This window comes from Nitrospirota bacterium, assembly GCA_020851375.1.
Lineage (GTDB): Bacteria > Nitrospirota > 9FT-COMBO-42-15 > HDB-SIOI813 > HDB-SIOI813 > RBG-16-43-11.
The window spans coordinates 103,055-129,699 of record JADZCV010000005.1 but is presented as its reverse complement, the minus strand read 5'-3'; the positions used below and the strand labels follow the sequence as shown (position 1 = coordinate 129,699).

The following is a 26,645-nucleotide window of genomic DNA, read 5'->3' as shown; positions in this document are numbered from 1 at the left end:
GTATGGTGAAATTTATCTTTAAACGGCTCTTTTGGGGCATCCCTGTGTTATGGGCTGTAGCCACGGTCACATTCATCATCATGCACATAGTCCCTGGCGGCCCGTTAGATGAGGAAAAACAATTACCGCCTGAGATTAAGGCAAACATCGAGCAGAAGTATCACCTCGACAAACCATTATCAGCACAATACCTGCTGTACCTGGCAAATCTGCTGAAAGGCGACCTCGGCCCATCATATAAATATCCTGGCAGGGATGTCAGCGAAATAATATCCGATACATTTCCGGCATCAATGGAATTAGGCCTCATCGCCTTTATCACATCACTGCTGACAGGTGTCAGCGCCGGCATTGTCTCTGCCATATCCAAAGAGCAAAATATCTGGATAGACAAGACAAGCATGACGTTCGCCATCGCCGGAGTCTCCATACCTAATTTTGTACTTGCGGTCTTATTGGTCCTCATACTCTCACATACATTTCGCATCTTACCGCCTGCCCTTTGGGAAGGCTGGCAGTACACAATACTCCCTGCCTTGTCCCTCGCAGCAGCACCTGCGGCATACATGGCAAGGGTCATGCGGGCGACCTTCCTCAGCATACTCAGAGAGGATTATCTTCGCACATGCTGTGCAATGGGATTACCTGTAAGAAAAATCTTATTTAAACATGCATTGAAAAATGCAATAACACCAATAGTAACATTTTCAGGACCTCTTCTCGCAGGCCTGATAACCGGATCATTCGTAATCGAGTATATATTCTCCATTCCTGGTATGGGAAAATACTTTGTAACCGCAGTGATAAACAGGGACTATCCGCTTATAATGGGTGTAACCATAGTCTATGCCGTTATAATCGTGCTGGCTAATTTAACAGTGGACATCCTGTACCCTCTGCTTGATCCGAGGGTAAAAGGTTCATGAAAACGTCACTCCTGCGTAACCGGGAATCCAGACTGAGGCCTGATTCTGGATTCCCACTCCCCGCTTAAATCCTGCGGGGACAGGTTCCGTGGGAATGACGGGTGAATAGGAGCATTTTCAGGTGAACCATCATGAGCCCTTCGACTGTTCGACACGCTCGCAGCTCAGGGCTCACAAATGGTCATGAAAACGTCATTCCCGCGTAAGCGGGAATCCAGACCGGGGCATGATTCTGGATTCCCACTCCCCGCTTAAATCCTGCGGGGACAGGTTCCGTGGAAATGACGGGTGAATAGGAGCATTTTCAGGTGAATCATCATGAGCCTCAGGCTAACCATGGTTCATGAAAACGTCATTCCCGCGTAAGCGGGAATCCAGACCGGGGCATGATTCTGGATTCCCACTTGCGTGGGAATGACGGGTGAAAAATCTTGCGGGAACAGGTTGCGTGGGAATGACGGGTACTTAGGAGTATTTTCGAGTGAAACTATCAACAGGAATAGCCTTAGCTGGACTCATTATATCCGCACTGGCGGCTGTCCTAGCCCCATGGCTCGCCCCCTATCCATACGACCTGCAGGATATGTCATCAATCCTTCAGTCTCCAGGCACTCAGCACTTGCTTGGCACGGACAACCTCGGCAGGGACCTTTTCAGCAGATTAATATACGGCGGCCGTGTATCCCTTTCCATTGGCTTCCTGACATCACTCGTTGCCCTCACTGCCGGCACTGTTTACGGGGCCATATCAGGATACAAGGGCGGCTTGACAGACCAGATGCTGATGCGTATTGTTGACGTACTTTATGCCATTCCTGATTTGCTGCTGATCATACTCATTACAGTTATAATCGGCAGAGGTTTCTGGGGAATATTTATTGCACTGAGTCTCGTAAGCTGGGTAAGCGTAGCAAGGCTCGTGAGGGGCGAGGTCCTCAGGATAAAGGAATTATCATACATCGAGGCCGCCAGGGCAGTTGGGGCAAACAGGCGCAGGATCATATTCCGCCACATCCTGCCGGGGCTGAGTGGTTTACTCATAGTAACCATGACCTTCAGGATACCGGCAGCCATCCTGTCTGAATCTACACTGAGCTTCGTGGGAATCGGCCTTGAACCACCCTTCAGCAGTTGGGGCGTCCTTGCCAATGACGGCTGGACAGCTATCAGGTTCTATCCGCACCTGATGATCTTTCCAGGCATCACAATCTTCATCACAGTCCTCGCATGCAACATACTCGGGGATGCCCTGCACGACAGGCTGGAGTCAAAGTAATAAGAAAAAGGGGACAGATTCATCTTGCAGCTGAACAGTCATAAGCCTCAGGCTCACAAATGGTCATGAAAACGTCATTCCCGCGTAAGCGGGAATCCAGACCGGGGCCAGATTCTGGATTCCCACTCCCCGCTTAAATCCTGCGGGGACAGGTTCCGTGGGAATGACGGGTACTTAGGAGTATTTTCGAGTGAAGCTGAAAAATAAATTTGTCCCCTTTTCTATTCCTTAGGTGCAATGCGGTAGATACCGCCCTGAGACGTGATAATGTAGAGCTCACCATTGCTGTCTTCGCCAAAAGAAGTAATGTTGCCGCCGGGACTGAGTGAATCCCATTCCTTCTGATCTGTGGCCATCCCATTACTGTATTTAAAGCTCCTCACCCATCCTGCACAGTAGTCAGCATAGAAATATGTCCCCTGAATTTCAGGAATGGTTAAACCGCGATAGACATAGCCTCCTGTTACTGAGCAATTCCCACCCCTGTGGTCATAGTCAAGCACAGGCAGCACAAGGCCGGTCTTATCACAGTTTCTGTTTACACCCGGCGTACAAATGGTCCCCTCCATTATATTCCAGCCGTAGTTAAGCCCCTTTCCACGGCCTTTTGCAGCAGGAGCTACATTAATCTCCTCACGGACATTCTGCCCTACATCGGCAATGTACAGATCCCCTGTCCAGCGGTCAAAGCTGAAGCGCCACGGGTTCCGCAGTCCGTAGTCCCACAACTCCGGCCTCACTGAGGACCTGCCGGTAAAAGGATTATCCGGTGGAATCGTGTACCCTTCCGGAGATCTGACATCTATCCTCAGCAAAGATCCCAACAGATCAGTCAGGTCCTGACCATTTCCATAAGGGTCATTCCCTGAGCCCCCGTCACCCATCCCGATATAGAGATGGCCGTCAGGTCCAAAGGCAATATCTCCGCCATTATGGTTGGCATAGGGCTGGTCAATCTTTAAAAGAAACCTGTCTGCAGCAGGTTGTGCAATATCAGGGTTACCTGAGACAAGATAGCGCACAATACTGGAATTGCCGGCCGTGTCTGTATAGCTTACATAAAAGCGGCCGTTTTTTTTATAGTCCGGATCAAAGGCAAACCCAAGCAGACCTTGTTCACTCCCTCTTGAAACAAGACTACGGATATCCAGGAAAGGAGACTTCAGCAGAGTTCCATTTTTTATAATACGGATGACGCCACCTTTTTCAACGACAAACAGACGGTTATTATCATGAGGGGCTGAGGCAAGATAAAGGGGAAAATCGAGACCTGTTGCTATTGTTTTTAGAACGGCTGAGGCAGGCGCCTTCCCGCTTGCACCGCTGCACCCTATTGATGCAACGATCATAATCCAGGCCAGAGAAATTAATACAAACGCACGTCTGATCATACCGCTCTCATATTTATGCAACGCCGGACTCCACTGAAAATGCTGACAGTGCATCCTCGTCGAGGTTCTTACTGTCCACCTTCAGGTAGGCTATTCCGTCCCCGGCAACCACCACAGCCTCAGCAACGCCCCTTATGCTGAGTAACCGTCCGACAAGATATTCCGCCTGGGATTCATCAATCCGGCCGACATTAAGCAAATAACTGGTCAGGAAGCGCGGCTTCTTCATTGTAGAAGCAATGAAAAACCATAATAAAGCCAAAAGCACTGCAAAGCCAAATACTCCCTCAAGCCCAAAATGTCCGTATAACCAGCCGCCGGTCGTACCGCCAATAAAGATACCAAAGAATTGCGAACTTGAATAAACCCCCATGGCCGTCCCTTTGGAATCAGGCGGCACAACCTTGGAAATAAGTGAAGGCAGACTTGCCTCCATGAGGGTAAATGCAGTGAAAAACAGGATCAACGCTGCTGTCAAACCGGCCAGGCTGGAATGCCACTCCACCAACATCAGTTCTGCCAAACACAATGCAAGGATGGCGCCGAGAAATACAGGTTTTATCTTGTGATGTTTCTCCGCAAGGATAATGAACGGCACCATGATTATCACGGCTGCGACAAGTACCGGCAAATAGAGATACCATTGATGCCTGACATCCAGGCCAGCGGCATCCGTGAGTGCAATAGGCAGGGCTACAAAGCTCGCAGTGAGTATTGCATGGAGTGACAGCACACCAAAATCCAGTCTTAACAACTGACCATCAGTCAACACCTTCCGGAAAAGCGCCGGAACAGGCTCTGCATCACGATGCAACCGTACCCTCGACGGCTTTGGAACAATGGCTATCAGGACTACTTCACCTGTCAGGGCCAATCCCCCTGTCAGCCAGAAAATGCCATGCACCCCGATCCAGCCGTTAAGCACAGGGCCAAGCACCAGCGCCAATGCAAATGAAGTACCTATTGTCATGCCGAGCACGGCCATGGCCTTCGTGCGATGCTCCTCCCTCGTAAGATCGGCTATCATGGCAAGGATTGTGGATCCCACTGCGCCTGTCCCCTGCAGTATGCGGCCTATAATAACGCCATAAATGGAATCAGACATCGCAGCAATCGCACTGCCAAGCGCAAATATAAAAAGTCCGGCTGTTATAACGGGTTTTCTTCCGATACGATCGGACAGCATTCCAAATGGGATCTGGAAAATTGCCTGGCTAAGCCCGTAACCACCAAGGGCAATGCCGATGGTAAGCGGAGTTACTCCATGCAGACGTTCTGCATAGACCGAAAATACAGGGTATATCATAAACAACCCCATCATGCGCATTGCAAAAATCACTGACAGCGACATTACCGCACGCCTTTCGCCGGCTGTCATGCGACTGAAATTGCTACCACTCATCATATCCCCCTATTCCACCTGAAACCTTACTTCTACAGTCAATTAATATCTTCAAAATAATCATACTATATCATATTTACATACCCGCACCAAAACCTTCCTGTCTTTCCTTTTTGACAACACAATCCATTTTATTGTATTTTAACCTTAAGGATGAAAGCCGCATTTATTTACTCTCCTGAGTTTTCCGTTTTTGACTATGGCGCCGGTCATCCCATGAAGACGGTAAGGCTAAAACTATGCTACGAACTCCTTGATTCATACCACATCTTTAAAGAAACAGGTGTACAACTAATAAAACCTGTGCCGGCAACAAGAGAAGAGCTCTCCCTGTTTCACAGTGAAGATTATATCAATGCACTTGAACAGCCGGATACTGATCCTTCATCATCATATCATTTTGGCCTCGGCTTTGGAGATAATCCAAGGTTTAAGGGTGTATTTGAATGGTCAATGCTCTCAACAGGCGCCTCCGTTCAGGCAGCACGTATGGTAAGCTCGGGTAAGGCTGCGACAGCGTTTAATATTGCAGGCGGCCTCCATCATGCGATGCCGTCAAAAGCATCCGGTTTCTGCTATATAAATGACCCGGCCGTTGCCATCATGTACCTGCTTAAACAGGGCAAGAGGATTGCATATATTGATATTGACGCACACCACGGTGATGGTGTGCAGTATGGATTCTACAACACTGATAAAGTCCTTACCATATCTCTGCACGAGAGCGGTGAGTTCCTGTTCCCAGGCACAGGTTTCGTTGAGGAAATTGGCGAAGGAGAAGGTAAAGGTTATTCGGTGAATCTGCCATTCTATCCAGGGACTGGCGATGATGTATTCGTGTGGGGCTTTGATGAAATAGTTCCACCGCTTATTGAGGCATATAAGCCTGATGTGATAGTAACACAACTCGGCGCTGATACAATGTCCTCAGACCCCCTTACCCATCTGAACCTTACAACAACCGGTTTCTGCCGCATGATAGAGAGATTCCGGTCATTCAACATTCCATGGGTGGCATTGGGCGGCGGCGGATACGATGTCCCGGCAGTAGCAAGGTCATGGGCCCTTGCATTTGGAATAATGTGCGGGATAGAGCTGCCTGACGAGATGCCTGGCAACTGCCTCGTCAATCTTCAGGAATATGGCTTGACAGGAACAACTTTGCGCGACCATTTCCAGCCAATAGATAAAGACAATAACGTACAAAAATGGGCAGAGGGTAATGTGGCCTATATTAAGGAGAATGTATTTCCATACCATGGAATTTAAAAAATATATATCTATATCAATATTGATCACTCTTTCATTGTTTGCCAGTCTGACTCATGCAGAACAGGATAATATTGCCACGCAATTTCTGAACCTGTCTGTTGAGGGAGACCCTTTCAAGGTCTGGTTTGATAAGGGTAAAATCCTGTATAAACAGAAGGATTATAAGTCAGCAATTGAAGCATTTTCAAAAATTGGCAATGATGCTCCTTCGGGGATAACAGAGGAGTCCTCATATCTTCTGGCAAATTGCCTTATGCAGACAGGTAAATATGATGAAGCACTTTCCCATGCAGCTGCAGTCTCAAACAGGAGCAGGTTCTATCCCTTCAGCCTTTACACAAAGGCAATGATAAACCTCAGGCAGGGCAATGGAAAGAGTGCGCACGACGACTTCGACGAAATCATTAAATACAAAAAACCTGTCCTGGCTCAGAAGGTAAAACAGGCCGGTGAAAAAGCAGTACAGATTGACGAGGTGGAACTCCTCATACAAAGGGCAAATCTGACACTTGGATTCATTAGTCTTCAAAATAAAAACCATACAGAGGCAATAAATTATTATTCATCAATCCCGAAAAAAAGCCCGTTCTATGAAGATTCCTTATTTGGTCTTGGATGGGCCTATGCACAGGCAGGCAGGTGGGTCAGGAGTGTTGTCTTCTGGGAAGAGCTGACTTCAGTATTCCCTGAGAGTCCCTATTCAAGAGAGGTAATCCCATACCTTGGATATGCATATGCTGAATTAAATGCCTATGGCAAGGCGATTGAGGAAAATGGAACAGCCCTCTCCTATTACAGGAGAATGACTGCCAGTGCAGCAGATTTGCGAAACAAGATACAGGATAAGGAACTTGATAAAATTGAAAAGGCTGTTAATTTTCTGGGGAATGAGGATCTGTCTGACTCTTTGACATTATATAAAGGACTGTTATCCATGGAGGAGTATATAGAACAATCCAATTCCGGCGGATCGTCCGAATCAGACTCCTTAATAAAGATGGCAAAAAAACGTCGTGAAGCCATACTTGATGACGTGCAATCAAAGGCAGCCTCACAACTGGATCATTTACAACAACAGTTCCTGAGTTCGTCAATTTACACCACCCTCAAAATATCCCAATACCTCAGATTGGAAGGCGGAGGCCAGATCAGCAGCGACATGATCTTTCTTGATAATGATTAGGATTCTGCTCTTACTTTTAACTCTTATGCTCACATCCTGTGCAAGAGAAAATATGGAAATAATAAAGAACAAGGAAGTACGCTCAGTCACCAGAGAAATACTGACTTTCCAGGAAAGGCCGCAGGCAGCAAGCCGGGAATACCGTTGGAAGGCCATCAGGGAATATGAAGAGTTCATAAAAGATAACAAGAAGTTCAGGAGCAAAGAAATGGCTGACAGCATGCACGAACTCGCTAATATCTATATGAAGATGGAAGAAAACACATACATGCAGAGGAAGGGAAAGTATGACCATTCAAGGTCACGCAGACTATATGATGAAATCCTGTCATCCTATCCTGCAAGGCCGGCCAATGAAGAAATTTTATATCAGTTAGCCCGTGGTTATCTCGATGAAGGCGACTGGGAAGACTATGTTACCATGCTTGACAGGATAATCAAAGTGTATCCGGACGGGAGCTTTGCACATGAGGCATACTTCCGCCTCGGAGAATATTACTACGGTCATGGACAGGTGCCAAAATCTGTTCACTACTACTATCAGGTTCTAAGAAAAGACGATTATAACTTCTATGATAAGGCGCTCTACAAACTCGGATGGGCGCTCTTTCAGGGGAAGGATTATGAGAGTGCGGCAGACAAGTTCATATTGCTCCTTGACAGGAGGAAGGTAAAACTCACGCCTGAGGGTATGGAAGAGACAGGAGATATTTCTATAATAGACAGGGACATGGTCTGGGATTCGATAAGGAACATCGTCCTCCTGTTCGACTATATGGGCGGGGCAGACAGGATAGCAAACTATTTCAAGGTTAGGGGTGAGCAGTCATTCGAGCCTTATATTTACAGGAAACTTGGGGATATCTATCTGAATACGGGAAGGTATAAGGAGGCGGCTGATATCTATCAGGCATTCATAAATACGAACCCATACCATGAAGATGCACCCGTATTCCACTCAAAGATCGTAGAGGCCTATATACGCGGAAATATGCTCGACCTTGCCTTTAATGCGAGGGTCAGACTCATAGAAACTTACAAGGAAGATACTATCTGGTTCAAGTCCAACAGGAGGGGTGCGCAAAAAAGAGCCAGGGATATTGTGCAGACTAACAAGCCGCTCGTAAGAAATGACCTGTTTCAGCTTGCAAAGTATCATTACGCAAAGGCACGGGCATCAAAAAAGAAGGAGGATATTGACGAGGCCATTAAGTGGCTGAACAGATTCCCCTACATATTCCCTGAAGACGCGGAATCCATTGAATTGAGTTTTATACTTGCAGAGATCCTGTTTGAGATGAAATATTACGACAGGGCCGCTATAGAGTATGAAAAGGTTGCGTATGAATTCAGCCACTCGACTTTCACAACAGAATCAGGCTATGGCGCCCTGCTCGCACTTGAAAAAATAGCAAAACCGGGTGGAGAGATCCGTGCGGATAACGAATATATCCAGCGCTTCGTGGAGAGCAGTAAAAAGTTTGTGGAAAACTTTCCGGATGACAGGAGGGTACCTGAAGTTCTGTTAAACGGCACCGAGGTATCCTTTCATCTCGGTAAATTCGAAGACAGCAGGAAGATGGCACAGCAGTTGATCCGGCATAATCTGGCTACTGACAAAGATAAATATACAGCACAGAGGTATATCGCCGATAGTTTTCTTAAAGAAGAAGCATATGGAAAAGGCGAAGAAGAAATTAAAAAGGCCATAGCTCTGGTTCCCTCTTCTGATAAAAAGGACCTGCCGATGCTTGAAAGGGCACTTGCAGCTTCGCTGTATAAACAGGCAGAGGGACTGAAGTCAGGGGGAAAGATTAAAGAGGCAGCGGCAGCCTTCAGAAAGGTCTACGATACATCCCCTGACACGGACATTGCCCCGACAGCGCTGTATGACTCCGGCGTATTATACGAGCAGGACAAGGACTATGACAATGCAATAAATTCCTTCCAGTTGCTCTTCCTGAAATACCCAGGTTCAAGGTATACACCTGTGGCAGTATCTGAATGGGGCGAAATACTTGAGTCAAGAGGTTCACTTATCAGCGCCGCACAGATTTATGAAAATGCCTCATCAGCGCTGGAAGAGCATAGCGTGCGCGAAAATATGCTGTATAAGGCTGTTACACTGTATGAAAAGGGCGGGAATGTTGACACAATGTATAATAATTATTACAGGCATTTCGAGAGATTTCAGAAGGAGTTTCCGGACAGCCCCCGGCTGATAGAACTCACATTTAAGGCCGCAAAGGGCAGGGAGGCCATCAAAGATACATCTACAGCAAAATCACTTTACGAGCGGGTCATTGCACTTCACAGGAGATTTGGCGCCTCAGCAACAATGGATGCTACTGTGGCTGCTGCCAGGTCACAACTGATCCTCGCTGATTATAAAAAGAGGTCCTATGAGTCAGTAAAAATATTAAACCCGGTTGAGGTGAATCTGAAGAAAAAGGAAGGACTTCTAAAGGAGGCGCTTGCCGATTATACTGCTGCAGCAAAATACCGGATAAGTGATATTACTGCTGAGGCAACGTTCCGGATGGGTGAGATGTTTGAAGATCATAAGGACGCTATCATGACATCGGAACGGCCAACAGAGCTGACTGCAGGGCAATTGGAGGAGTATAATTACCTCCTGGAAGAACAGGCCTATCCGTTTGAGGAAAAGGCAATCAGCATTCACGAGAGTAACGTAAAAAGGACCGTAGAGGAAGGGATTTACAATACGTGGGTTAAAAAAAGCTATGAACGTCTGGCCTCCCTTGTGCCTGCAAAATACAAGAGGGGGGAAGCCGGGACGCCATTCACCGGCGACCTCTCTGCAAACATACCGGATGATCCTGATATTTATAACAACAGGGGAATGACATTCAGGGAAAATGGTGAGTTCAGGAAGGCGGAAGAGGATTACAAGAGGAGCATAGCATTAAAGCCTGAATTCAGCAACGCTGTACTTAACCTTGGCATTCTCTACGAACTATACCTCGGCAGGCTTTCAGATGCCTTAATAAATTATAAAGAATATGTTAAGTTAGGAGGAGAGAGGAAAGATGTATTATCATGGATCGGAATGCTGGAGAAAAGGACAGGGAGTAAATAAATATAGCAATGAGGGTGGGAATTTTAGAATGAGGAAAATTTACATTACGGCACTATCTGCCTTGTCTATAGTCCTTGTACTGTCCTTAGGCAACTATATTTCATATGCTGAAGAAAAGGATGAAGTGAAAAAAATCGAGATTGAAAAAACGGAAGTACTTGGCGTGCTGGAAAAACCTGCAGTTGTATTTCCTGTACGGTGGAAGTATCCTGAGGGACGTACGGCTAAGACCGTGATACTCGAACGGAGCTTTGATGCAGAGATATACGAGTTTGTTGATATGGAGAAAATTGCAGTTGCTGGAATTGACAAATAATCGGTCAGGAGGAACTTTATGGGTATGATTACAGGCATAATAGTGTTTTTCAGGGCAGGCGGGTTCTTCATGTTCCCTATCATGCTCATCCTGGCAATCGGTACGGCAATAATTATTGAAAGGTATAAGTTCCTTAAGAAGGCATGGACAGACGGCGGTATATTGTGGAGTAAAGTTGAAAGCAGCATCACTGCCAGTCGTCTCGAGGACGCGATCAGGGAGTGCAGGCTTTCAGAGGCAGCTCTGCCGGAGGTACTGTCTGCAGGTTTGGAAAAGGCAAAATCAATCAAACTTGCAAAAGAGTCCCGCGAGGAACTGGAAAATCACCTTGAAGAGGCTATGCTCAATATAATGCCGCAACTCGAAAGGCGCACCCACTATCTGCCTACACTTGCAAATGTATCAACATTACTGGGATTGCTCGGGACTATTATAGGACTAATCCAGTCATTTCAGTCAATTGCAGTGGCAGACCCTTCCCAGAAGGCGTTCCTCCTCGCACAGGGCGTCTCAGTTGCCATGAACACCACGGCATTCGGGCTGATAGTGGCCATACCAATAATGCTGTGTTATTCATGGATACAATCCCGTACCATCAGGATTGTAGATACCCTTGATGCATATTCCATAAAACTTGTGAACGTCCTCACCTCTGAGAAATAACGATGCTGCCAAGACCTTCTTCAAGAAAACACAGGATGGCATCAGAAAAAGACCTGCAGATAATCGCCTTCCTGAACCTGATGGTCATCCTTATCCCGTTCCTGCTGATGACCGCAGTATTCGCAAAAATGGCAGTCATAGACATGGAAGCCCCTCAGGTATCGTCTCAGGAATCAGGGCCGCAGAATAGCGGAGTAAAAGATCAGAAAAAATTATTCAGGCTTACTATCGCCATCCTTGAGAATGAGATCAATGTACTTGACGGAGAAACATTGCTCGGGATATTCAGGAAAGACACTGCAGGGAATTATGATTACTCCGGGCTGTCTGCCCTTATCACCCAGTTAAAATCGAGATATCCTGGAGAAAATGACCTCTCTATACTCAGCAGGCCGGACACCCCCTACATGATACTTGTAGAAACAATAGATGCGGCGCGCGGACAATTTCCGGGCATTTCTCTTAATGAGCTATGATATACGTTCCATCAAGGGTTAAAAGACACAAACACAAATTTGCAATGGATACAGGACTCAACCTCGTCTCCCTGATGGATATTTTTACCATACTACTCCTGTTTCTGCTGTTTCATGTATCCGGTGAGGAGGAAACGATTACTGTGCCTGACATAGTACGGCTCCCAGGATCTGTATCTACTGTAAAGCCTGTGCCTGCAACAACTGTCTATATCACAGGTGACGCAATATTGGTCGGTGACAGGAAGATTGCGGATACGCGGGATGTACTGAAGAGTGGGGAGGAAGGTATAGACAGCCTTGAAAGGGAGCTTGCTTTGCAGATTTCACAGAACAGGCAGGGAGAAATGAAAGACGGGGTTAAAGAAAAGGTAATAATAATGGGTGACAAGATGATCCCGTTCAGACTGTTAAAGAAGGTAACGTATGCATGTTCAAGGGCCGGGTATCAAGCCCTTTCACTGGCAGTCATCCAGAAAGAGTAAACAGTAAGTTTATTATGCTCCCACAGTTTCAGGATAAAGATGAAGCTTTATTCAGGAAGGTTCTCATTATATCTCTCCTGTCATATTTGGTCTTTTCCCTTTTTGTCCTGCTTGTACCGTATAAACCTGACCTGCAGAAGATTTCTATAAGGCCGAAAAAGGGTGTGAAGATGACGGAGATCCCGTTAAAGGCGCCTGTACCTGCAGTGATACCGGAGAAACTAAGGGAAAAACAACTCCTGCTCCAGGAACAGAAAAGACAAGAAGAAGCTCGTAAAAAAGCTGAGGCCTCAAAAAAAATGGAAGAAGAGAAAAAGAAGATGGACGAGGCAAAACGGCTTGCTGAAGAGCGTAAAAGGACAGAAGAGGCCAGGCGTCGTGAAGATGAAAAAAGGATGGCTGAGGAAGAGAAAAGGCGGGCTGAAGAAGAACAGCGACTGGCAAAAGAGAGAAACAGGGAAGTTGCAAAAAACACAGGTCTCCTGAAGGCAATGCAGGGAAGGGGAAAGTCCGCTGATAATCTGGTCAATACTGAGGAAATAGGGAATGTCCTGTCCCAGTCACAGGTTAAACCTGTGAAACCTCAGAAGGGTGCGGCAGGCACCGCAGCAGGGTCAGCAGCCGGCACACAGCGTCCAGCCTTAAAAGGCAGCAGCGGCATTGGAAACACTCCCCCAGGTGTTGCACAGGGACAACCTGGCAGTCTGAGCGGAAGCAGGACAATATCGGGAAGAGACATTGTACCGCCTGGAAAGGAAGGGGCATCCCCATTTGCAAAGACTACCCTTCGTCAGACAAGAAGCCAGGAATCCATTAAGGAAGTAGTCAAGACACACCGAGGCAGCCTTGATTTCGCTTACAGAAAGGCGCTCAGGAGTGACCCGACACTTAAAGGCATAATCAATATCGAATTTACCATAGCACCTGACGGCACAATAATCAGCGCGCGAGTGGCTTCAAGCACTATAAACGACCCGGATTTTGCAGAAGACGTCCTGAAGCGGGTCAGGACCTGGAAGTTTCCGGCCTATCCGGACAGCGGGAATACCGTTGTTACATATCCAATAGAGTTTTCACCGGCTTAACTGCATTTAAATATGGCCATTATTATCCTCTCAATTCCTGCCAAATCTTTTTCTATCCTTATATTACGAAATCTTTCCTCCCTGTCAAACAATTCCCTTATCCTGCCTGCCTGCCCATATCCCATCTCCAATATCACAGAGCCACCGGGCGCAAGGTATAAAGGTGATTCGCGGATTATACTTCTGTAGAAATCAAGGCCGTCTTCTCCTCCAAACAGCGCTGACGCAGGTTCATAATCCCTTATTTCAGGCTGGAGTTCTTCCATTTCCTCAGCAGACACGTACGGTGGGTTTGAGACTATGATATCAATTCTGCCTTTGAGGTTTATCTTATCTGTGGCCCTGAACAGGTCACCTGTCAGAAATGTTATCCTCTCTTCTACTTGATTCCTTAAGGCATTTTCTCTTGCCACTGTCACAGCGCCTTCAGATATGTCAACTGCATATACACTACCCTCAGTCAGTTCCTTTGCTATAGACACAGCAATACAGCCGCTGCCTGTGCAGAGGTCGAGTACTGTAACCGTTTTTTTGTTTATGATATTTACAACTTCATCCACCAGCAATTCTGTCTCCGGTCTTGGAATAAGTACGTCTGCGTTAACCTTGAACATAAGCCCCCTGAACTCTACTTCACCTGTTATATATTGCAGGGGTTCTCTCCTGCCTCTCCTTTCAATAGATGCATTAAATTGTTCTATCTGAGGCTGAGTGAGGATTCTGTCCGGGTAAATCAACAGGTCATTTCGCCGGCATCCGAGTATTTGGGCGAGGATGTATTCTGCATCTATGTATGGAGAAGGCACTTTGCGGCAGACGAGATAATCATTGGCCCATCTTAGAAGGCCGGCAACTGTACTAATTTCATTCACTCGAAAATACTCCTAAGTACCCGTCATTCCCACGGAACCTGTCCCTGCAGGATTTTTCACCCGTCATTCCCACACAACCTGTCCCCGCAGGATTTAAGCGGGGAGTGGGAATCCAGAACCAGGCCCCGGTCTGGATTCCCGCTTACGCGGGAATGACGTTTTCATGAACCCTGGTGAGCCCTGAGCTATGAGCTTGTCGAACAGTCGAAGGGCTCATGACGGTTCACCTGAAAATGCTCCTATTCACCCGTCATTCCCACGGAACCTGTCCCCGCAGGATTTAAACGGGGAGTGGGAATCCAGAATCTGGCCCCGGTCTGGATTCCCGCTTACGCGGGAATGACGTTTTCATGAACCCTGGTGAGCCCTGAGCTGTGAGCTTGTCGAACAGTCGAAGGGCTCATGACGGTTCCTCCGAAAACAGCCCCTGATCATGCCAGTCCGTATAACGGCGTCAGGTCTTGAATTTTCTTGACCGGCAAAATCTAAATTACTATACTGCAAACAGCCTGTAGAATCCAGAATAGATTATTAATTCCATTTACAATAACCTCATAGGAAGGCAATAACTCCTGATGGAACTTGAATTCTTAAAGTCACTCGTTATAATCCTTTGCATTTCAGCCATTATAGTGTTTATCCTCGGAAGGATTAAGATATCTTCAATCGTAGGTTTTCTTATAGCAGGTGTAATTGCCGGGCCCCACGGGGTACATTTAATCGAGGATGTCAGGGATGTCGAACTGTTCGCGGAGATAGGTGTCATCCTGCTGATGTTTACCATAGGGCTTGAGTTTTCACTGAAGAATCTCCTGAGCCTGCGCCGATCAATATTCGGGGGTGGGCTGCTTCAGACATTCCTGACTATAACTGCCGTAGTCTTCCTTACCTCTTTCTTTTTTCAGCACAGTCTTAATATAGCTATCTTTGAGGGATTTCTTGTATCCCTCAGCAGCACGGCCATTGTCATGAAATTACTCCAGGAAAAGAGCGATCTATATTCTCCGCATGGCCGTATGTCACTCGGCATACTTATCTTTCAGGATCTGTGCGTTGTACCGTTCATGCTCATTATCCCTGTCCTTTCAGGAAATGGCGGCGGGATACAGGATATAAGCCTGACTATGCTTAGGGCATTCCTTGTCATAGGGATAGTCCTGCTTGCAGCAAACTGGGGGGTTCCACGGATACTGCATCAGGTGGTTAGTACAAGAAGCCGTGAGCTTTTTGTTATTACCATAATAATTTTATGTCTCGGCACCGCCCTTATAACTTCAGAATTAGGATTATCCCTTGCACTGGGTGCATTTCTGGCTGGCATTGTGATATCAGAGTCCGAATATGCAGCTCAGGCCATTTCAGATATTCTCCCCTTTAAGGAAAGTTTTACAGGCCTGTTTTTTATATCCATAGGTATGCTGATTAACATAAACTTCCTGCGTGCGAATCTCTGGACAATCTCCGGAATAGTAGTTGTAATTATCCTGTTAAAGATCATAACGTCTGCTGTATCCGCATCTGTATCAGGGCAGACACTGCAGAACTCAATCCAAACAGGCTTTTACCTTTCTCAGATTGGCGAGTTTTCCTTTGTCCTCGCAGTAGCCGGTAAAAACTACGGGCTTATTACTGAAGAATTCTATCAGCTTTTCCTGTCAGCCTCAGTACTCACGATGATCACAACGCCCTTTGTCATCAGGGCATCGTCTCCGGCCGCAGTATGGTTTATTTCAAGGGCATTATTCAACAGGCTTGAGAGGAGGCGCAGGGTCGAAGAAAAAGAGGGGATTCCTGCCAGGAGGAGCGGACACGTTATCATCACAGGCTTCGGAATCAACGGACGTAATCTTGCGCACGTCCTGAGAGATTCGGACATACAGTACGTAGTCCTGGAGATGAACAACAATACGGTCAGGAAGATGAAAAGGATGGGAGAACCTATTTATTACGGTGACGGTACGAGCAGTGAAATATTGCATAAACTTGGCATTCATTCAGCAAAGGTTCTTGTAGTTGCCATATCGGATGCACCGGCAACACGGAGAATAGTTCAGATTGCAAGGAAAGAAAATCCGGAACTGCACATCATTGTTCGAACCCGGTATGTTGCAGAGGTTGACCACCTGATGGAATCAGGCGCCAATGAGGTAATCCCTGAAGAATTCGAAACGTCTGTGGAAATATTCTCAAGGGTTCTCCATCACTATAATATCCCAAGGAATGTCATTTCAGAGCATATAGAAAATATCAAAAAAGACTGCTATCTTGTTCTAAGGGGAGTCACACTGCCTCAAAAAGACCTTACTGAACGGCAGGAACTACTGAATGGTATGGAAACAGAAACCTGGCTTGTACGGGACAAATCAGGAGCAATAGGGCTATCCCTGCGGGACCTCAACCTGAGGGTTGAGACAGGCGCCACTATTATAGCAGTAAAACGCAAGGATACCGTTCACCATAATCCTTCGTCTGATTTCGTCGTTCAGGAAGGAGACATTCTGCTTTTTATCGGTAAGAAGGAGGACATAGGCCGGGCTATGGGATATATTGATTCAAAGATAAATGAATTTTAAGCTGATAGTCATCTGCTGTTGTCAAGGTAAAACAAATTGTGTTATATTATTCAATACTTAGTTATGAACAGGAGGAATATAAATAAGACATGAATTCTTTTTATAAGAACTTGGGATTATGGGTCATAATCGGCGGTGTAATGATTCTGTTATATTACCTGTCTCAGCAGGGGGCGCCAACCTCAAAAGAGATGGTATTCAGTGACTTCCTCAACAAGATTGAGGCCGGAGAAGTTGCCGATGTTGTAATCAAGGAAAAACAGATAACCGGGACAATGAAGGATGGTGCCCAGTTTAGTACATATGTTATAGATTACCCCAATCTTGTAACCGACCTCAGGACAAAAAACGTAAAGATTACGGTGAAACCTCCTGATGATACTCCATGGTATATCGCTTTCCTCTTCTCATGGGGTCCTATCATCCTCCTGGTGGCTGTATGGATATTTTTTATGAGACAGACGCAAATGGGAGGGAACAGGGCCCTCTCCTTCGGCAAGAGCCGGGCGCGGATGCTTACTGAAGATCGCAAGAAAGTCACCTTTGCTGACGTAGCAGGTATTGAAGAGGCCAAGGAAGAGGTGCAGGAGATCATTGAGTTTCTTAAAGACCCTCCAAAGTTCCAGAAACTCGGCGGCCGGATTCCCAAGGGGGTCTTGATAGTGGGGCCTCCTGGTACAGGCAAGACCCTTCTTGCAAAGGCTATTGCAGGAGAGGCAAACGTCCCGTTCTTCAGTATAAGCGGCTCTGACTTTGTGGAAATGTTTGTCGGAGTAGGCGCCTCAAGGGTAAGAGACCTTTTTGAGCAGGGAAAGAAGAACGCCCCCTGTATAATATTTATTGATGAGATTGACGCCGTCGGACGTCTTCGCGGGGCAGGACTTGGCGGCGGACATGATGAGCGTGAGCAGACACTGAACCAGCTCCTTGTTGAGATGGACGGCTTTGAGACGAGCGAAGGGGTCATACTAATCGCTGCCACAAACAGGCCTGATGTCCTTGATCCTGCCCTCCTGAGGCCAGGCAGGTTTGACAGGCAGATCGTTGTAGGACGGCCTGACGTACGCGGGAGGATCGAGATACTGAAGGTCCACACAAAAAAGATACCTATGTCAAGCGATGTGGACCTGGAGACTATCGCACGGGGAACGCCTGGATTCTCAGGCGCAGAACTGGCTAATCTTGTGAATGAGGCCGCCCTCTATGCTGCAAGGATTAACAAGAAGTCGGTAGAGATGAGTGATTTTGAGGCTGCAAAAGATAAGGTTCTGATGGGTGTAGAAAGAAAAAGCCTCCTGATAAGCGAAAAGGAGAAGAAGAACACGGCCTACCATGAAGCAGGTCATACCCTTGTGGCAAGACTTCTGCCAGGGACAGACCCGATTCACAAGGTAACTATTATCCCAAGGGGACGGGCGCTCGGTCTTACCCAGCAACTGCCTGTTGACGAGAAATATACATACTCAAAAGAATACCTTTATACAAATATTGCCGTCCTGCTGGGTGGGAGGGCCGCTGAGGAGTTAATGCTGAATCACATGACAACCGGGGCCGGAAATGACATTGAACGGGCAACTGACCTTGCAAGAAAGATGGTATGTGAGTGGGGCATGAGCGAGAGACTTGGCCCTCTTACCTTTGGCAAGAAACAGGAAGAGATATTTCTTGGCCGTGAGATTACCCAGCACAGGGATTACAGTGAACAGACTGCCATAATGATTGATGATGAAGTCAAACGGCTCGTCATGGAAAACTATGACAGGGCAAAGAAGCTCCTTAAAGACAACATTAATACTCTAAAGGCCCTGGCAGAGGCGCTCCTGGAAAAGGAAGTCCTCGACGGTCCGGAAATTGAAGAAATCATACGGTTGACAACTACAACTGTGTAATTATACATATCTTATCTGCACTCAGTTCATGTGCCTCACCGTAGTTAACTGACATGAGTAATAACGTCCGGCTGATGGGAATTTTAAATGTTACCCCTGATTCTTTTTCAGACGGAGGACTTTTCTATGATTACGAAAAGGCAGTAAGCCGCGGGATTGAGCTCGAAGATGACGGTGCGGATATTATTGATATCGGGGGTGAGTCTACACGTCCGGGAGCACCCGCTGTACCGTTTGATGAAGAAGCCAGGCGGGTCATACCTGTAATAGAAACCCTGGCAAGGCGTGTAAGTATTCCAATATCAGTGGATACTTATAAATCCGGAGTTGCAAGACTGGCCATTGAAGCCGGTGCGTCTATTATTAATGATGTAAGCGCCTTGCGATTTGATCCGGAGATGATCAATGTTGCAAGGGACAGGCATGTTCCGGTCATTTTAATGCATATGCTCGGAAATCCGATGGATATGCAGTCAAACCCTGTATATGACGATGTTGTTACTGAGGTGCACATCTTTTTAAAGGAGCGAATACAATATGCCGTTGATAACGGTATCAGCAAAACAAACATTATAATTGACCCGGGAATCGGATTTGGAAAGGGCCTGACTCACAACCTGCTGTTGATGAAACACCTCAGGACTTTTAAGGATATAGGATGCCCTCTGCTCGTAGGTCCTTCCAGAAAGTCTTTCATAGGCACGATCCTGAATCAGCCTGCCTGGGGACGGCTGGAAGGAACAGCAGCGGCTGTGGCAGTCGCAATTATGAATGGGGCAGACATTGTAAGGGTACATGATTTAAAAGAAATGAGACAGGTAGCAGCTATGGTCGAGGCGATACAGGATGCATAACTCATGAATTTCATTAAAGATATAATAAGCGAGCTGCGCTGGCAGGACATAGTGGACATAGCTGTCGTATCCTTTGTATTCTACCGGCTAATACTCCTGATAAAAGGGACACGTGCTTTCTATATGCTTATGGGCCTTGTCATCCTTTTTGTCACATTTGTCATTTCAAGATGGGTCGGGCTATACACGCTCGACTGGTTAATACAGAGCTTTGGCTCCTACATCGTACTCGCGCTGATTATTCTATTCCAGCCTGAAATAAGAAAGGCCCTCGTTCAAATGGGACAAAATCCCCTTACCCAGAGACTGACTCCCATGGAGGAATCCAAGTACATAGAAGAAATTATCAGGGCATCTGTGTCGCTGGCAAGCAAAAAGATAGGGGCAATAATCGTTATAGAAAGAAATACGGAGCTTAAAGACCTTATAGAAATGGGAACTCAACTCGATGCAAGAATTACAAAGGAGCTGCTCACAAGCATTTTCCTGCCATACTCCCCCATGCACGACGGGGCAGTTATTATAAAGGCAGATCGTATCGTAGCTGCAGGATGCTTTCTTCCCCTTACCATCAGCGCAGACGTCAGCAAGACACTAGGGACAAGGCACAGGGCGGCCATAGGTGTTACAGAAGAGACAGATGCAGTTGTAATAGTGGTATCTGAAGAAACTGGCGACATTTCAGTCAGCATTGACGGCAGCATAATGAGGAAACTTGATACTCCTGCCTTACGCCGTGTCCTGACAAACATATTCCAGCAGGAGAAGGGGGGAGATAAAACAACATGGTATGGGAGAATAGTGGAAAAACTATACGTAAAAGGGGAACGCAAGAGGGTCAGGAAAATCATCGAAAGCGAGGAATCAAACAAGTAAGATGGGATTAATGGCATATATAAGAACACTGATATTCGAGAATGCTTTCTTGAAAATAGCCTCTCTTTTTTTTGCTATTATCTTATGGTTCTATATTACACCCATATCCATGAGGGATACCCTTGAGGTCAGTTATGTGCTTCCACTCGAGCTTAAAAACATACCTGAAAATATGATGGTGCTTGGCAAGTTCGAGGACAGGATAAATGTAAGATTAAGGGGGAGACAGAGTATACTCAGAGTTACAGACCCTGATCAGTTGAGTGTAAGCCTTGATCTGTCTAACGTTAAAACAGGTGAGAAATTCTATCCTATTGATAACAGCAATATCAATTTCCCCCCCGGAACAAATATGGATGTCATCAGAATAGAACCAAATAAAATCAAGATTGATGTGGTAAAATCATTAAAGAAAGATGTCAGGGTACAGATAAATGTTAAAGGCAGGCCTGCATCAGGATATAAAGTCCACGGAATCTCAATCAGTCCGCCTCATATTATAGTTGAAGGCCCGGAGAATGATGTAAGGTCATTGTCGGTTGTCGAAGGGCCAGCCGTAGATATATCGGGCAGAAGAAGAAGTTTTTCAAAAGAAATCAAGATCGACACCCCTCTCCACAATGTAAGGATCACAGGAGAAAGGGTTGTAACAGTTGATGTGGAGATAAGCAGACTATGAGAAAACTATTCGGAACGGACGGCATAAGAGGGGTGGCAAATGTTGAACCGCTGACAGCTGAAATGAGTGTCAGACTTGGAAGGGCTGCAGCATATTTCTTTAGAAAGAAAAAGAATAAGATCGGCCATCACAGGATAGTGATTGGAAAGGACACACGTCTGTCAGGATATATGTTTGAAGGCGCGCTGACTGCCGGTATTTGCTCGATGGGTGTTGATGTGCTGCTGGTTGGCCCAATGCCGACTCCTGCAATTGCCTTTTTAACCCGCAGCTTCAGGGCAGATGCAGGCGTTGTCATATCCGCATCCCATAATTTATTCGAGGATAACGGTATCAAATTCTTTTCTGAGGACGGTTTCAAACTGCCGGACGATTATGAACTGGAAATAGAAAGGCTTATCTACTCAGGGGAGATTGACAATCTGAGGCCTGTTGGCGAGGGGCTCGGAAAGGCCTTCAGGATAGATGATGCAGAAGGCAGGTATATCGAATTCGTAAAAAACAGCATATCAAAAGGTCTGGACTTTGAGGGTATTAAGGCAGTTGTGGATTGCGCAAATGGCGCGTCTTACAAGATTACCCCGACAGTGTTGAGGGAACTTGGGGCAGATATTGTAACAACAGGTGTCAAGCCTGATGGGGTCAATATCAATCTTGATTGTGGTTCACTGCACCCTGAGACAGTTCAGTCTCTTGTAAGAGCTAATAATGCCCATATAGGCATCGCCCATGACGGGGATGCAGACAGGCTGATACTGGTGGATGAAAATGGTGATATAGTAGACGGCGACAAGGTGCTGGCAATGTGTGCCATTGAATTTAAAAGATCCGGCAGGCTGTCTCATGATACTCTCGTTGCAACGGTAATGAGTAATTTCGGGCTTGATATAGCGATGAAAGAGGCCGGTATACGTGTTGTCAGGACACAGGTTGGCGACAGATACGTCATGGAGGAGATGATCAAAAACGGCTACAACCTGGGTGGAGAGCAGTCAGGACATCTGATATTCCTTGATTACAATACAACCGGTGACGGCCTGATAACAGCACTGCAGGTATTGACTCTGTTAAAGAAGTCCGGCAAAAGGCTTTCTGAACTGGCTTCAGGCATGAAGACTTTTCCTCAAAAATTGGTTAATTTAAAGGTAAAAGAAAAGAAACCCCTGGATACACTGCATGATTTTAACAGGGTCGTAAAAGAGTCTGAAAAAAGACTGGAAGGAAGGGGACGAATTGTTGTAAGATACTCAGGTACCGAGACCCTTCTGCGTATAATGGTCGAGGGAGAGACGCACGAAGAAATTTCCGAAATAATTGAAACTGTTTCTGATGCAGTAAATGAATATATAGGGATAGTCTGACACAACGTAAGGAGGCACTATGAAACTAATGAAGATGGCACTGATAGTATCCGTAATGATGCTGTTATTTCCTTTAATTTCTCCTGCTGCTGAAGAAGACCCGACTTTAGAACCTGGTTATTACCCCCAGGAATACAAAGACATGAAGAACCCGGTACAATTTAATCTTGCCGCCTTAAGGGAAGGAAGAAAGCTTTATAAGGGTCATTGTGAGGTATGTCACGGCGTCAACGGTGATGGTAAAGGAAATGCAGCCATAATCGGCAAGTATAAACCAATGCCCCGTGATTTTACCAATTCATCCATAATGACAAAGAGGTCGGATGGAATGCTTTTTTATTCTGTTTCCAAGGGTGTTCATGGAACAAGGATGTTCGCCAGGGAAGAGATTATGAAACCTGAGCAAAGATGGGCAGTCATACATTACATAAGGACATTTTCAAAGGGAGAGGATAAGAAGGACTTGCAACAAAATTAAGAAACGATGGAAGACGTAACAAGGCGGAATTTCTTAACTGCAACAATTAATATCCTGATAGGCCTGTGGGCTGCAACTGCGGCCGTGTTGTCCGGATTTGCAGGAGTAAGGTATATCTGGCCCACGGAAAAAACAGCGGGATCTCCAGGTGAAGACAGGATATCGTTCCCTGCCAGTGACCTCCCTGATGGTGGCATGAAGAAGGTCGTAATAGGTGGAAAGCCGGTCGGCATTGTCAGGAGCAATGATAAGATTTACGCCCTGTCTCTTATCTGTACACACCTGGGGTGCATTGTAAACTGGCACCCTGAACAGAATCGCCTCATATGCCCGTGTCACGCAGGCACATACGACCTTAATGGCGCAGTCGTGGCAGGCCCCCCTCCCCGCCCGCTGCCAAGTTATGACGTAAGGCTCAGTGGAGACAAGGTGGTAGTGGGGTAAACAAGACCGACCAGCAGGATCAAAGGGGATTTGAATGGTGATTTTCGGATGAAATCTGACGGCAGTAATAATAAGAAAAGAAGTTTCTGGCTGGACCAGATTGAACGCAGTGTAAACCTTCGGTGGATTATAAACTGGTTTGGTCTCTCCACAGGTTTTTTGTACGGGGAACTTGACGACAGGCTTGATTTGAGGTCAGCCCTTCAGAAGATACTCAAGAAACCTGTACCCAAACATGTAAATTTCTGGTTTTGCTTCGGCGGCTTTACGTTTCTTCTTTTCCTGACAAATATTATAACCGGAATCCTTCTGCTGATGTATTACAGGCCGACAATTGATCAGGCATATGACAGCATAGTCCACATAACAAACAATGTGCCTTTTGGATGGCTTGTACGGGGCTTTCATCACTGGGCAGCCAATATAATGGTAATAACAGTTCTGGTACACATGATACGGATATACTTTCATGGGGCATATAAACACCCGAGGGACATGAACTGGGTCATAGGGATTACCCTGTTATTACTCATAATGGCCTTCGGATTCACAGGCTACCTGTTGCCATGGAATCAGGTTTCATTCTGGGCAACCACTATCGGTGCAGAGATCCCGTCAACATTCCCCGTTCTTGGGAAATATTTTACCTATCTCCTGAAAGGCGGGGATTCGGTAGGCCAGCTTGCCCTGACAAGATTTTTTGCCTTTCACGTAGTAATACTTCCATGGATTACGGTCGGACTCCTTGCAATGCATTTTCTGATGGTCAGAAGACTCGGCATATCGGGTCCATTATAATTCCCCTCACTACCTGCGCATCAGCAGTATGACAAATATCATATAATGTTTATTTAAAATATAGTATTATAATAGACAGGCACCAACTTAACTGAAAAACAGGAGGTAATTTGAAATGGTTGCAACAGAAGCGCTGAAAAAGGACCACAGACTGATTGAAAAGATGCTTGATATTTTACAAAAGGTCGCAAAAAAGCTTGACCAGGGGGGTGATGTACCCGCTGAATCCCTGAATAATGCGTCGGGATTTATCAAGATATTCGCAGATAATTATCATCATGGAAAGGAAGAAGAGCTCCTTTTCAGGGCAATGGAAGAGAGAGGATTCCCAAGAGAAGGCGGACCAATCGGCGTGATGCTCATTGAACATGATGAAGGACGCGCTTATACAAGGGCATTGGCTGCAGCTGTAGAAAGATATGCCTCTGGTGACAGCGCTGCAAAGAAGGACATTGCTGAGAATTCCCGGAATTATTCAAATCTGTTGTCACAGCATATCCCTAAAGAGGATGGCATACTCTACATGATGGCAGATAACATCCTGCCTGATTCCTTTCAGGAAGAACTCTTAAAGAAATTTGAAATTGTGGAAAAGGAAAAACTTGGAGAAGGCGGCTGGCAAAAATATGCAGACCTTGTAGAAAGGCTTGCCAGGGAGCTGGCATAATTTAACGGATTTTTTTATCGGACCAAGTAAGACATAAGCCGAATTCTGTTCTCCCAACAGGTTACCCTGATGGGAGTGATGATCATTCCTCTGAGACCCTGATTGCTCATGGCCTTATGCGACCTAACCCGGAGACTCGGACGGGCAGCCCTTAACGCCTCCCTATTTGGTCTTGCTCCTGGTGGGGTTTACCGTGCCTCCATTGTCACCAACGGAGCGGTGAGCTCTTACCTCGCCGTTTCACCCTTACCACAGGTGAAAGCCTTTCAGCTTTCCCGGGCGGTTTGTTTTCTGTGGCACTTTCCTTAGGGTCACCCCCACTGGCCGTTAGCCAGCACCATGCCCTGCGGAGTTCGGACTTTCCTCTCCATCCACGAAACGGGACAGAGCGATCATCTGTCTTACTTAGTCCGGAAAAAAGGAATCGCAGCCTTTGTATTAACTGCCCTGTTGGCCAGCAGATCTGCTTCCTTGTTCTTCTCACGCGGTATATGTTCAATAATAAAATGCCTGAAATTAGATGTCAACCTTTTTGCCTCCTGATACAATGGAAGCAAACCTTCATTCTTCACTTTATAAAGCCCGTTTAACTGTCTTACCATAAGCTCAGAATCAGAATATACAATAATTTTTCCGTCACTGTATTTTAAAGCGGCTTTCAGTGCAGTAAGCAGGGCCGTATACTCTGCGATATTGTTCGTAGTAACGCCAATATACCCGCCGAGTTCCTCAACTATGGTCCCGTCTGCATCCTTTATGATTACCCCAAAACCACCTTCACCGGGATTCCCTCTTGCAACTCCGTCCGTATAGATTGTCAGGACGCTGTGTCTTGTGGTTTCCAATAAAGTATCCTCTTGCAGCTAAGGCAGTAGCTTACCTTTTCATTCTTTTTTATTTCAGCAAAGATCTGAGGGGGAATTCTCATGTGGCAGCCAAGGCAGTGTTCATTTTTTACACTAACAACGGCTAATCCCTTTTTGTCTGCAAGCAGCCGGGTGTAATCTGAAAGAAGTCTGGAGTCCATTTGAGATATGATACCCGATTTTTGTGCTTCCAACTCCTTTAACATCTCTGCAAGCTGGCTGAAGTCCTTCTCAATTACTTCCTTCTCACTGTTAAAGATCCTCTCTTCATCCCTTACAATATTTTCCTTCTCTGTTCTTATTGCCTTTAATTCATCGAGTTTCTCAAGCAGTATCAATATCTTCTCTTCGATATCAGACTTCTCATGCCCCACTGTCTCAATCTCCTTAAGCAGCGCATGATATTCCTTATTCGTTTTTATCTCCGGAATCTTCTCTTTAAGTTTGGTTACCCTGGTTTCCGTATCCTTAAGTAAGCTCTCAAGGGACTTGCGTTCCTTTGTTGCAGAATCAAAATTATTGGATGATTCAGATAGTTCCTTTTGGGCCTTGTCGAGCTTACCCCTTATGGAAGCTATGATTGATGGCAGGTTATTTTGCTTTTCTACTATTTCTGCAATGCGGAAGTCTTTTTCCTGAATTTGAACAAGGATTTTTAACTGGTCATTTTTAATAAAATCCATCACTGAACTTCAAATTATATCATACTTATT

At 46.1% G+C, this 26,645-nt stretch carries 25 protein-coding genes and 1 other RNA gene; 20 read left to right on the top strand and 6 right to left on the bottom strand.

Annotated elements, in window-relative coordinates:
- Nucleotides 1-2 precede the first annotated feature (2 nt).
- Complete coding sequence (locus IT393_01625; GenBank protein MCC7201349.1) at nucleotides 3-926, top strand: ABC transporter permease subunit; 924 nt, start codon at nucleotides 3-5, stop codon at nucleotides 924-926.
- A gap of 583 nt (nucleotides 927-1,509) precedes the next feature.
- On the top strand, nucleotides 1,510-2,202 hold the full coding sequence (locus IT393_01620) for an ABC transporter permease (GenBank protein MCC7201348.1): 693 nt from the start codon (nucleotides 1,510-1,512) through the stop codon (nucleotides 2,200-2,202).
- 221 nt (nucleotides 2,203-2,423) lie between these two features.
- Here IT393_01620 and IT393_01615 read toward each other — a convergent pair whose 3' ends face one another.
- Together IT393_01615 and IT393_01610 are read right to left on the bottom strand one after the other, a co-directional pair.
- Nucleotides 2,424-3,593 (bottom strand): PQQ-dependent sugar dehydrogenase, encoded by a 1,170-nt coding sequence (locus tag IT393_01615; protein ID MCC7201347.1) that lies wholly within the window; start codon nucleotides 3,591-3,593, stop codon nucleotides 2,424-2,426.
- Between the two features lie 13 nt (nucleotides 3,594-3,606).
- On the bottom strand, nucleotides 3,607-4,998 hold the full coding sequence (locus IT393_01610; protein MCC7201346.1) for an MFS transporter: 1,392 nt from the start codon (nucleotides 4,996-4,998) through the stop codon (nucleotides 3,607-3,609).
- Between the two features lie 150 nt (nucleotides 4,999-5,148).
- Here IT393_01610 and IT393_01605 point away from each other — a divergent pair, with 150 nt between their 5' ends.
- Genes IT393_01605 through IT393_01570 form a run of 8 tightly spaced genes read left to right on the top strand, consistent with a single transcriptional unit; the run spans nucleotide 5,149 to nucleotide 13,575 of the window.
- Nucleotides 5,149-6,264: an acetoin utilization protein AcuC gene (locus IT393_01605; protein MCC7201345.1), complete on the top strand. Its 1,116-nt coding sequence runs from the start codon at nucleotides 5,149-5,151 to the stop codon at nucleotides 6,262-6,264.
- Complete coding sequence (locus IT393_01600; GenBank protein MCC7201344.1) at nucleotides 6,254-7,450, top strand: tetratricopeptide repeat protein; 1,197 nt, start codon at nucleotides 6,254-6,256, stop codon at nucleotides 7,448-7,450. Before IT393_01605 ends, IT393_01600 begins: the two co-directional genes overlap by 11 nt.
- A gap of 52 nt (nucleotides 7,451-7,502) precedes the next feature.
- Nucleotides 7,503-10,550 carry a tetratricopeptide repeat protein gene (locus IT393_01595; protein MCC7201343.1) on the top strand — a complete coding sequence of 1,016 codons (3,048 nt, stop codon included), beginning with the start codon at nucleotides 7,503-7,505 and terminating at the stop codon, nucleotides 10,548-10,550.
- A gap of 28 nt (nucleotides 10,551-10,578) precedes the next feature.
- Entirely contained in the window at nucleotides 10,579-10,866 is a 288-nt protein-coding gene (locus tag IT393_01590) for a hypothetical protein (protein ID MCC7201342.1), read from the top strand.
- A gap of 24 nt (nucleotides 10,867-10,890) precedes the next feature.
- Nucleotides 10,891-11,529, top strand: a complete 639-nt coding sequence (locus tag IT393_01585; protein MCC7201341.1) for a MotA/TolQ/ExbB proton channel family protein — start codon at nucleotides 10,891-10,893, stop codon at nucleotides 11,527-11,529.
- Between the two features lie 2 nt (nucleotides 11,530-11,531).
- The gene (locus tag IT393_01580) at nucleotides 11,532-12,005 is read left to right on the top strand and encodes a biopolymer transporter ExbD (protein ID MCC7201340.1); all 474 of its coding nucleotides are present in this window, start codon (nucleotides 11,532-11,534) and stop codon (nucleotides 12,003-12,005) included.
- Nucleotides 12,002-12,490 carry a biopolymer transporter ExbD gene (locus IT393_01575; GenBank protein MCC7201339.1) on the top strand — a complete coding sequence of 163 codons (489 nt, stop codon included), beginning with the start codon at nucleotides 12,002-12,004 and terminating at the stop codon, nucleotides 12,488-12,490. Before IT393_01580 ends, IT393_01575 begins: the two co-directional genes overlap by 4 nt.
- 14 nt (nucleotides 12,491-12,504) lie before the next feature.
- Entirely contained in the window at nucleotides 12,505-13,575 is a 1,071-nt protein-coding gene (locus tag IT393_01570) for a TonB family protein (protein MCC7201338.1), read from the top strand.
- Here the strand turns inward: IT393_01570 and prmC are convergent.
- Nucleotides 13,572-14,447 carry a peptide chain release factor N(5)-glutamine methyltransferase gene (gene prmC, locus IT393_01565; protein ID MCC7201337.1) on the bottom strand — a complete coding sequence of 292 codons (876 nt, stop codon included), beginning with the start codon at nucleotides 14,445-14,447 and terminating at the stop codon, nucleotides 13,572-13,574. The genes IT393_01570 and prmC overlap by 4 nt on opposite strands.
- A 575-nt stretch (nucleotides 14,448-15,022) precedes the next feature.
- Between prmC and IT393_01560 the strand changes: the two genes are divergently transcribed.
- The 10 genes from IT393_01560 to IT393_01515 all read left to right on the top strand — a co-directional run bounded on the left by IT393_01560 (nucleotide 15,023) and on the right by IT393_01515 (nucleotide 25,066).
- On the top strand, nucleotides 15,023-17,020 hold the full coding sequence (locus tag IT393_01560; GenBank protein ID MCC7201336.1) for a cation:proton antiporter: 1,998 nt from the start codon (nucleotides 15,023-15,025) through the stop codon (nucleotides 17,018-17,020).
- 89 nt (nucleotides 17,021-17,109) lie between these two features.
- Nucleotides 17,110-18,909, top strand: a complete 1,800-nt coding sequence (gene ftsH, locus IT393_01555) for an ATP-dependent zinc metalloprotease FtsH (GenBank protein MCC7201335.1) — start codon at nucleotides 17,110-17,112, stop codon at nucleotides 18,907-18,909.
- A 53-nt stretch (nucleotides 18,910-18,962) separates the two neighbouring features.
- Nucleotides 18,963-19,763 carry a dihydropteroate synthase gene (gene folP / locus IT393_01550; protein ID MCC7201334.1) on the top strand — a complete coding sequence of 267 codons (801 nt, stop codon included), beginning with the start codon at nucleotides 18,963-18,965 and terminating at the stop codon, nucleotides 19,761-19,763.
- A gap of 12 nt (nucleotides 19,764-19,775) precedes the next feature.
- Nucleotides 19,776-20,639, top strand: a complete 864-nt coding sequence (locus IT393_01545) for a TIGR00159 family protein (GenBank protein ID MCC7201333.1) — start codon at nucleotides 19,776-19,778, stop codon at nucleotides 20,637-20,639.
- Nucleotides 20,640-20,649: 10 nt separating this feature from the next.
- Complete coding sequence (locus IT393_01540; GenBank protein MCC7201332.1) at nucleotides 20,650-21,318, top strand: hypothetical protein; 669 nt, start codon at nucleotides 20,650-20,652, stop codon at nucleotides 21,316-21,318.
- Complete coding sequence (locus IT393_01535) at nucleotides 21,315-22,679, top strand: phosphoglucosamine mutase (protein MCC7201331.1); 1,365 nt, start codon at nucleotides 21,315-21,317, stop codon at nucleotides 22,677-22,679. Before IT393_01540 ends, IT393_01535 begins: the two co-directional genes overlap by 4 nt.
- Nucleotides 22,680-22,698: 19 nt before the next feature.
- Nucleotides 22,699-23,157, top strand: a complete 459-nt coding sequence (locus IT393_01530; GenBank protein ID MCC7201330.1) for a cytochrome c — start codon at nucleotides 22,699-22,701, stop codon at nucleotides 23,155-23,157.
- Nucleotides 23,158-23,163: 6 nt separating this feature from the next.
- Nucleotides 23,164-23,601 carry a Rieske (2Fe-2S) protein gene (locus IT393_01525; GenBank protein ID MCC7201329.1) on the top strand — a complete coding sequence of 146 codons (438 nt, stop codon included), beginning with the start codon at nucleotides 23,164-23,166 and terminating at the stop codon, nucleotides 23,599-23,601.
- A gap of 48 nt (nucleotides 23,602-23,649) precedes the next feature.
- Nucleotides 23,650-24,399 carry a cytochrome b N-terminal domain-containing protein gene (locus IT393_01520; protein ID MCC7201328.1) on the top strand — a complete coding sequence of 250 codons (750 nt, stop codon included), beginning with the start codon at nucleotides 23,650-23,652 and terminating at the stop codon, nucleotides 24,397-24,399.
- Between the two features lie 115 nt (nucleotides 24,400-24,514).
- Nucleotides 24,515-25,066, top strand: a complete 552-nt coding sequence (locus tag IT393_01515) for a hemerythrin domain-containing protein (protein MCC7201327.1) — start codon at nucleotides 24,515-24,517, stop codon at nucleotides 25,064-25,066.
- 19 nt (nucleotides 25,067-25,085) lie between these two features.
- On the opposite strand, the gene rnpB is transcribed toward IT393_01515, so the two are convergent.
- From rnpB to IT393_01500, 3 genes are all read right to left on the bottom strand, one after another.
- Nucleotides 25,086-25,474, bottom strand: an RNA gene (rnpB, locus tag IT393_01510) — RNase P RNA component class A.
- Nucleotides 25,468-25,911 (bottom strand): ribonuclease HI family protein, encoded by a 444-nt coding sequence (locus IT393_01505; protein ID MCC7201326.1) that lies wholly within the window; start codon nucleotides 25,909-25,911, stop codon nucleotides 25,468-25,470. Before IT393_01505 ends, rnpB begins: the two co-directional genes overlap by 7 nt.
- Nucleotides 25,884-26,615 carry a hypothetical protein gene (locus IT393_01500; GenBank protein MCC7201325.1) on the bottom strand — a complete coding sequence of 244 codons (732 nt, stop codon included), beginning with the start codon at nucleotides 26,613-26,615 and terminating at the stop codon, nucleotides 25,884-25,886. Before IT393_01500 ends, IT393_01505 begins: the two co-directional genes overlap by 28 nt.
- Nucleotides 26,616-26,645: the final 30 nt, after the last annotated feature.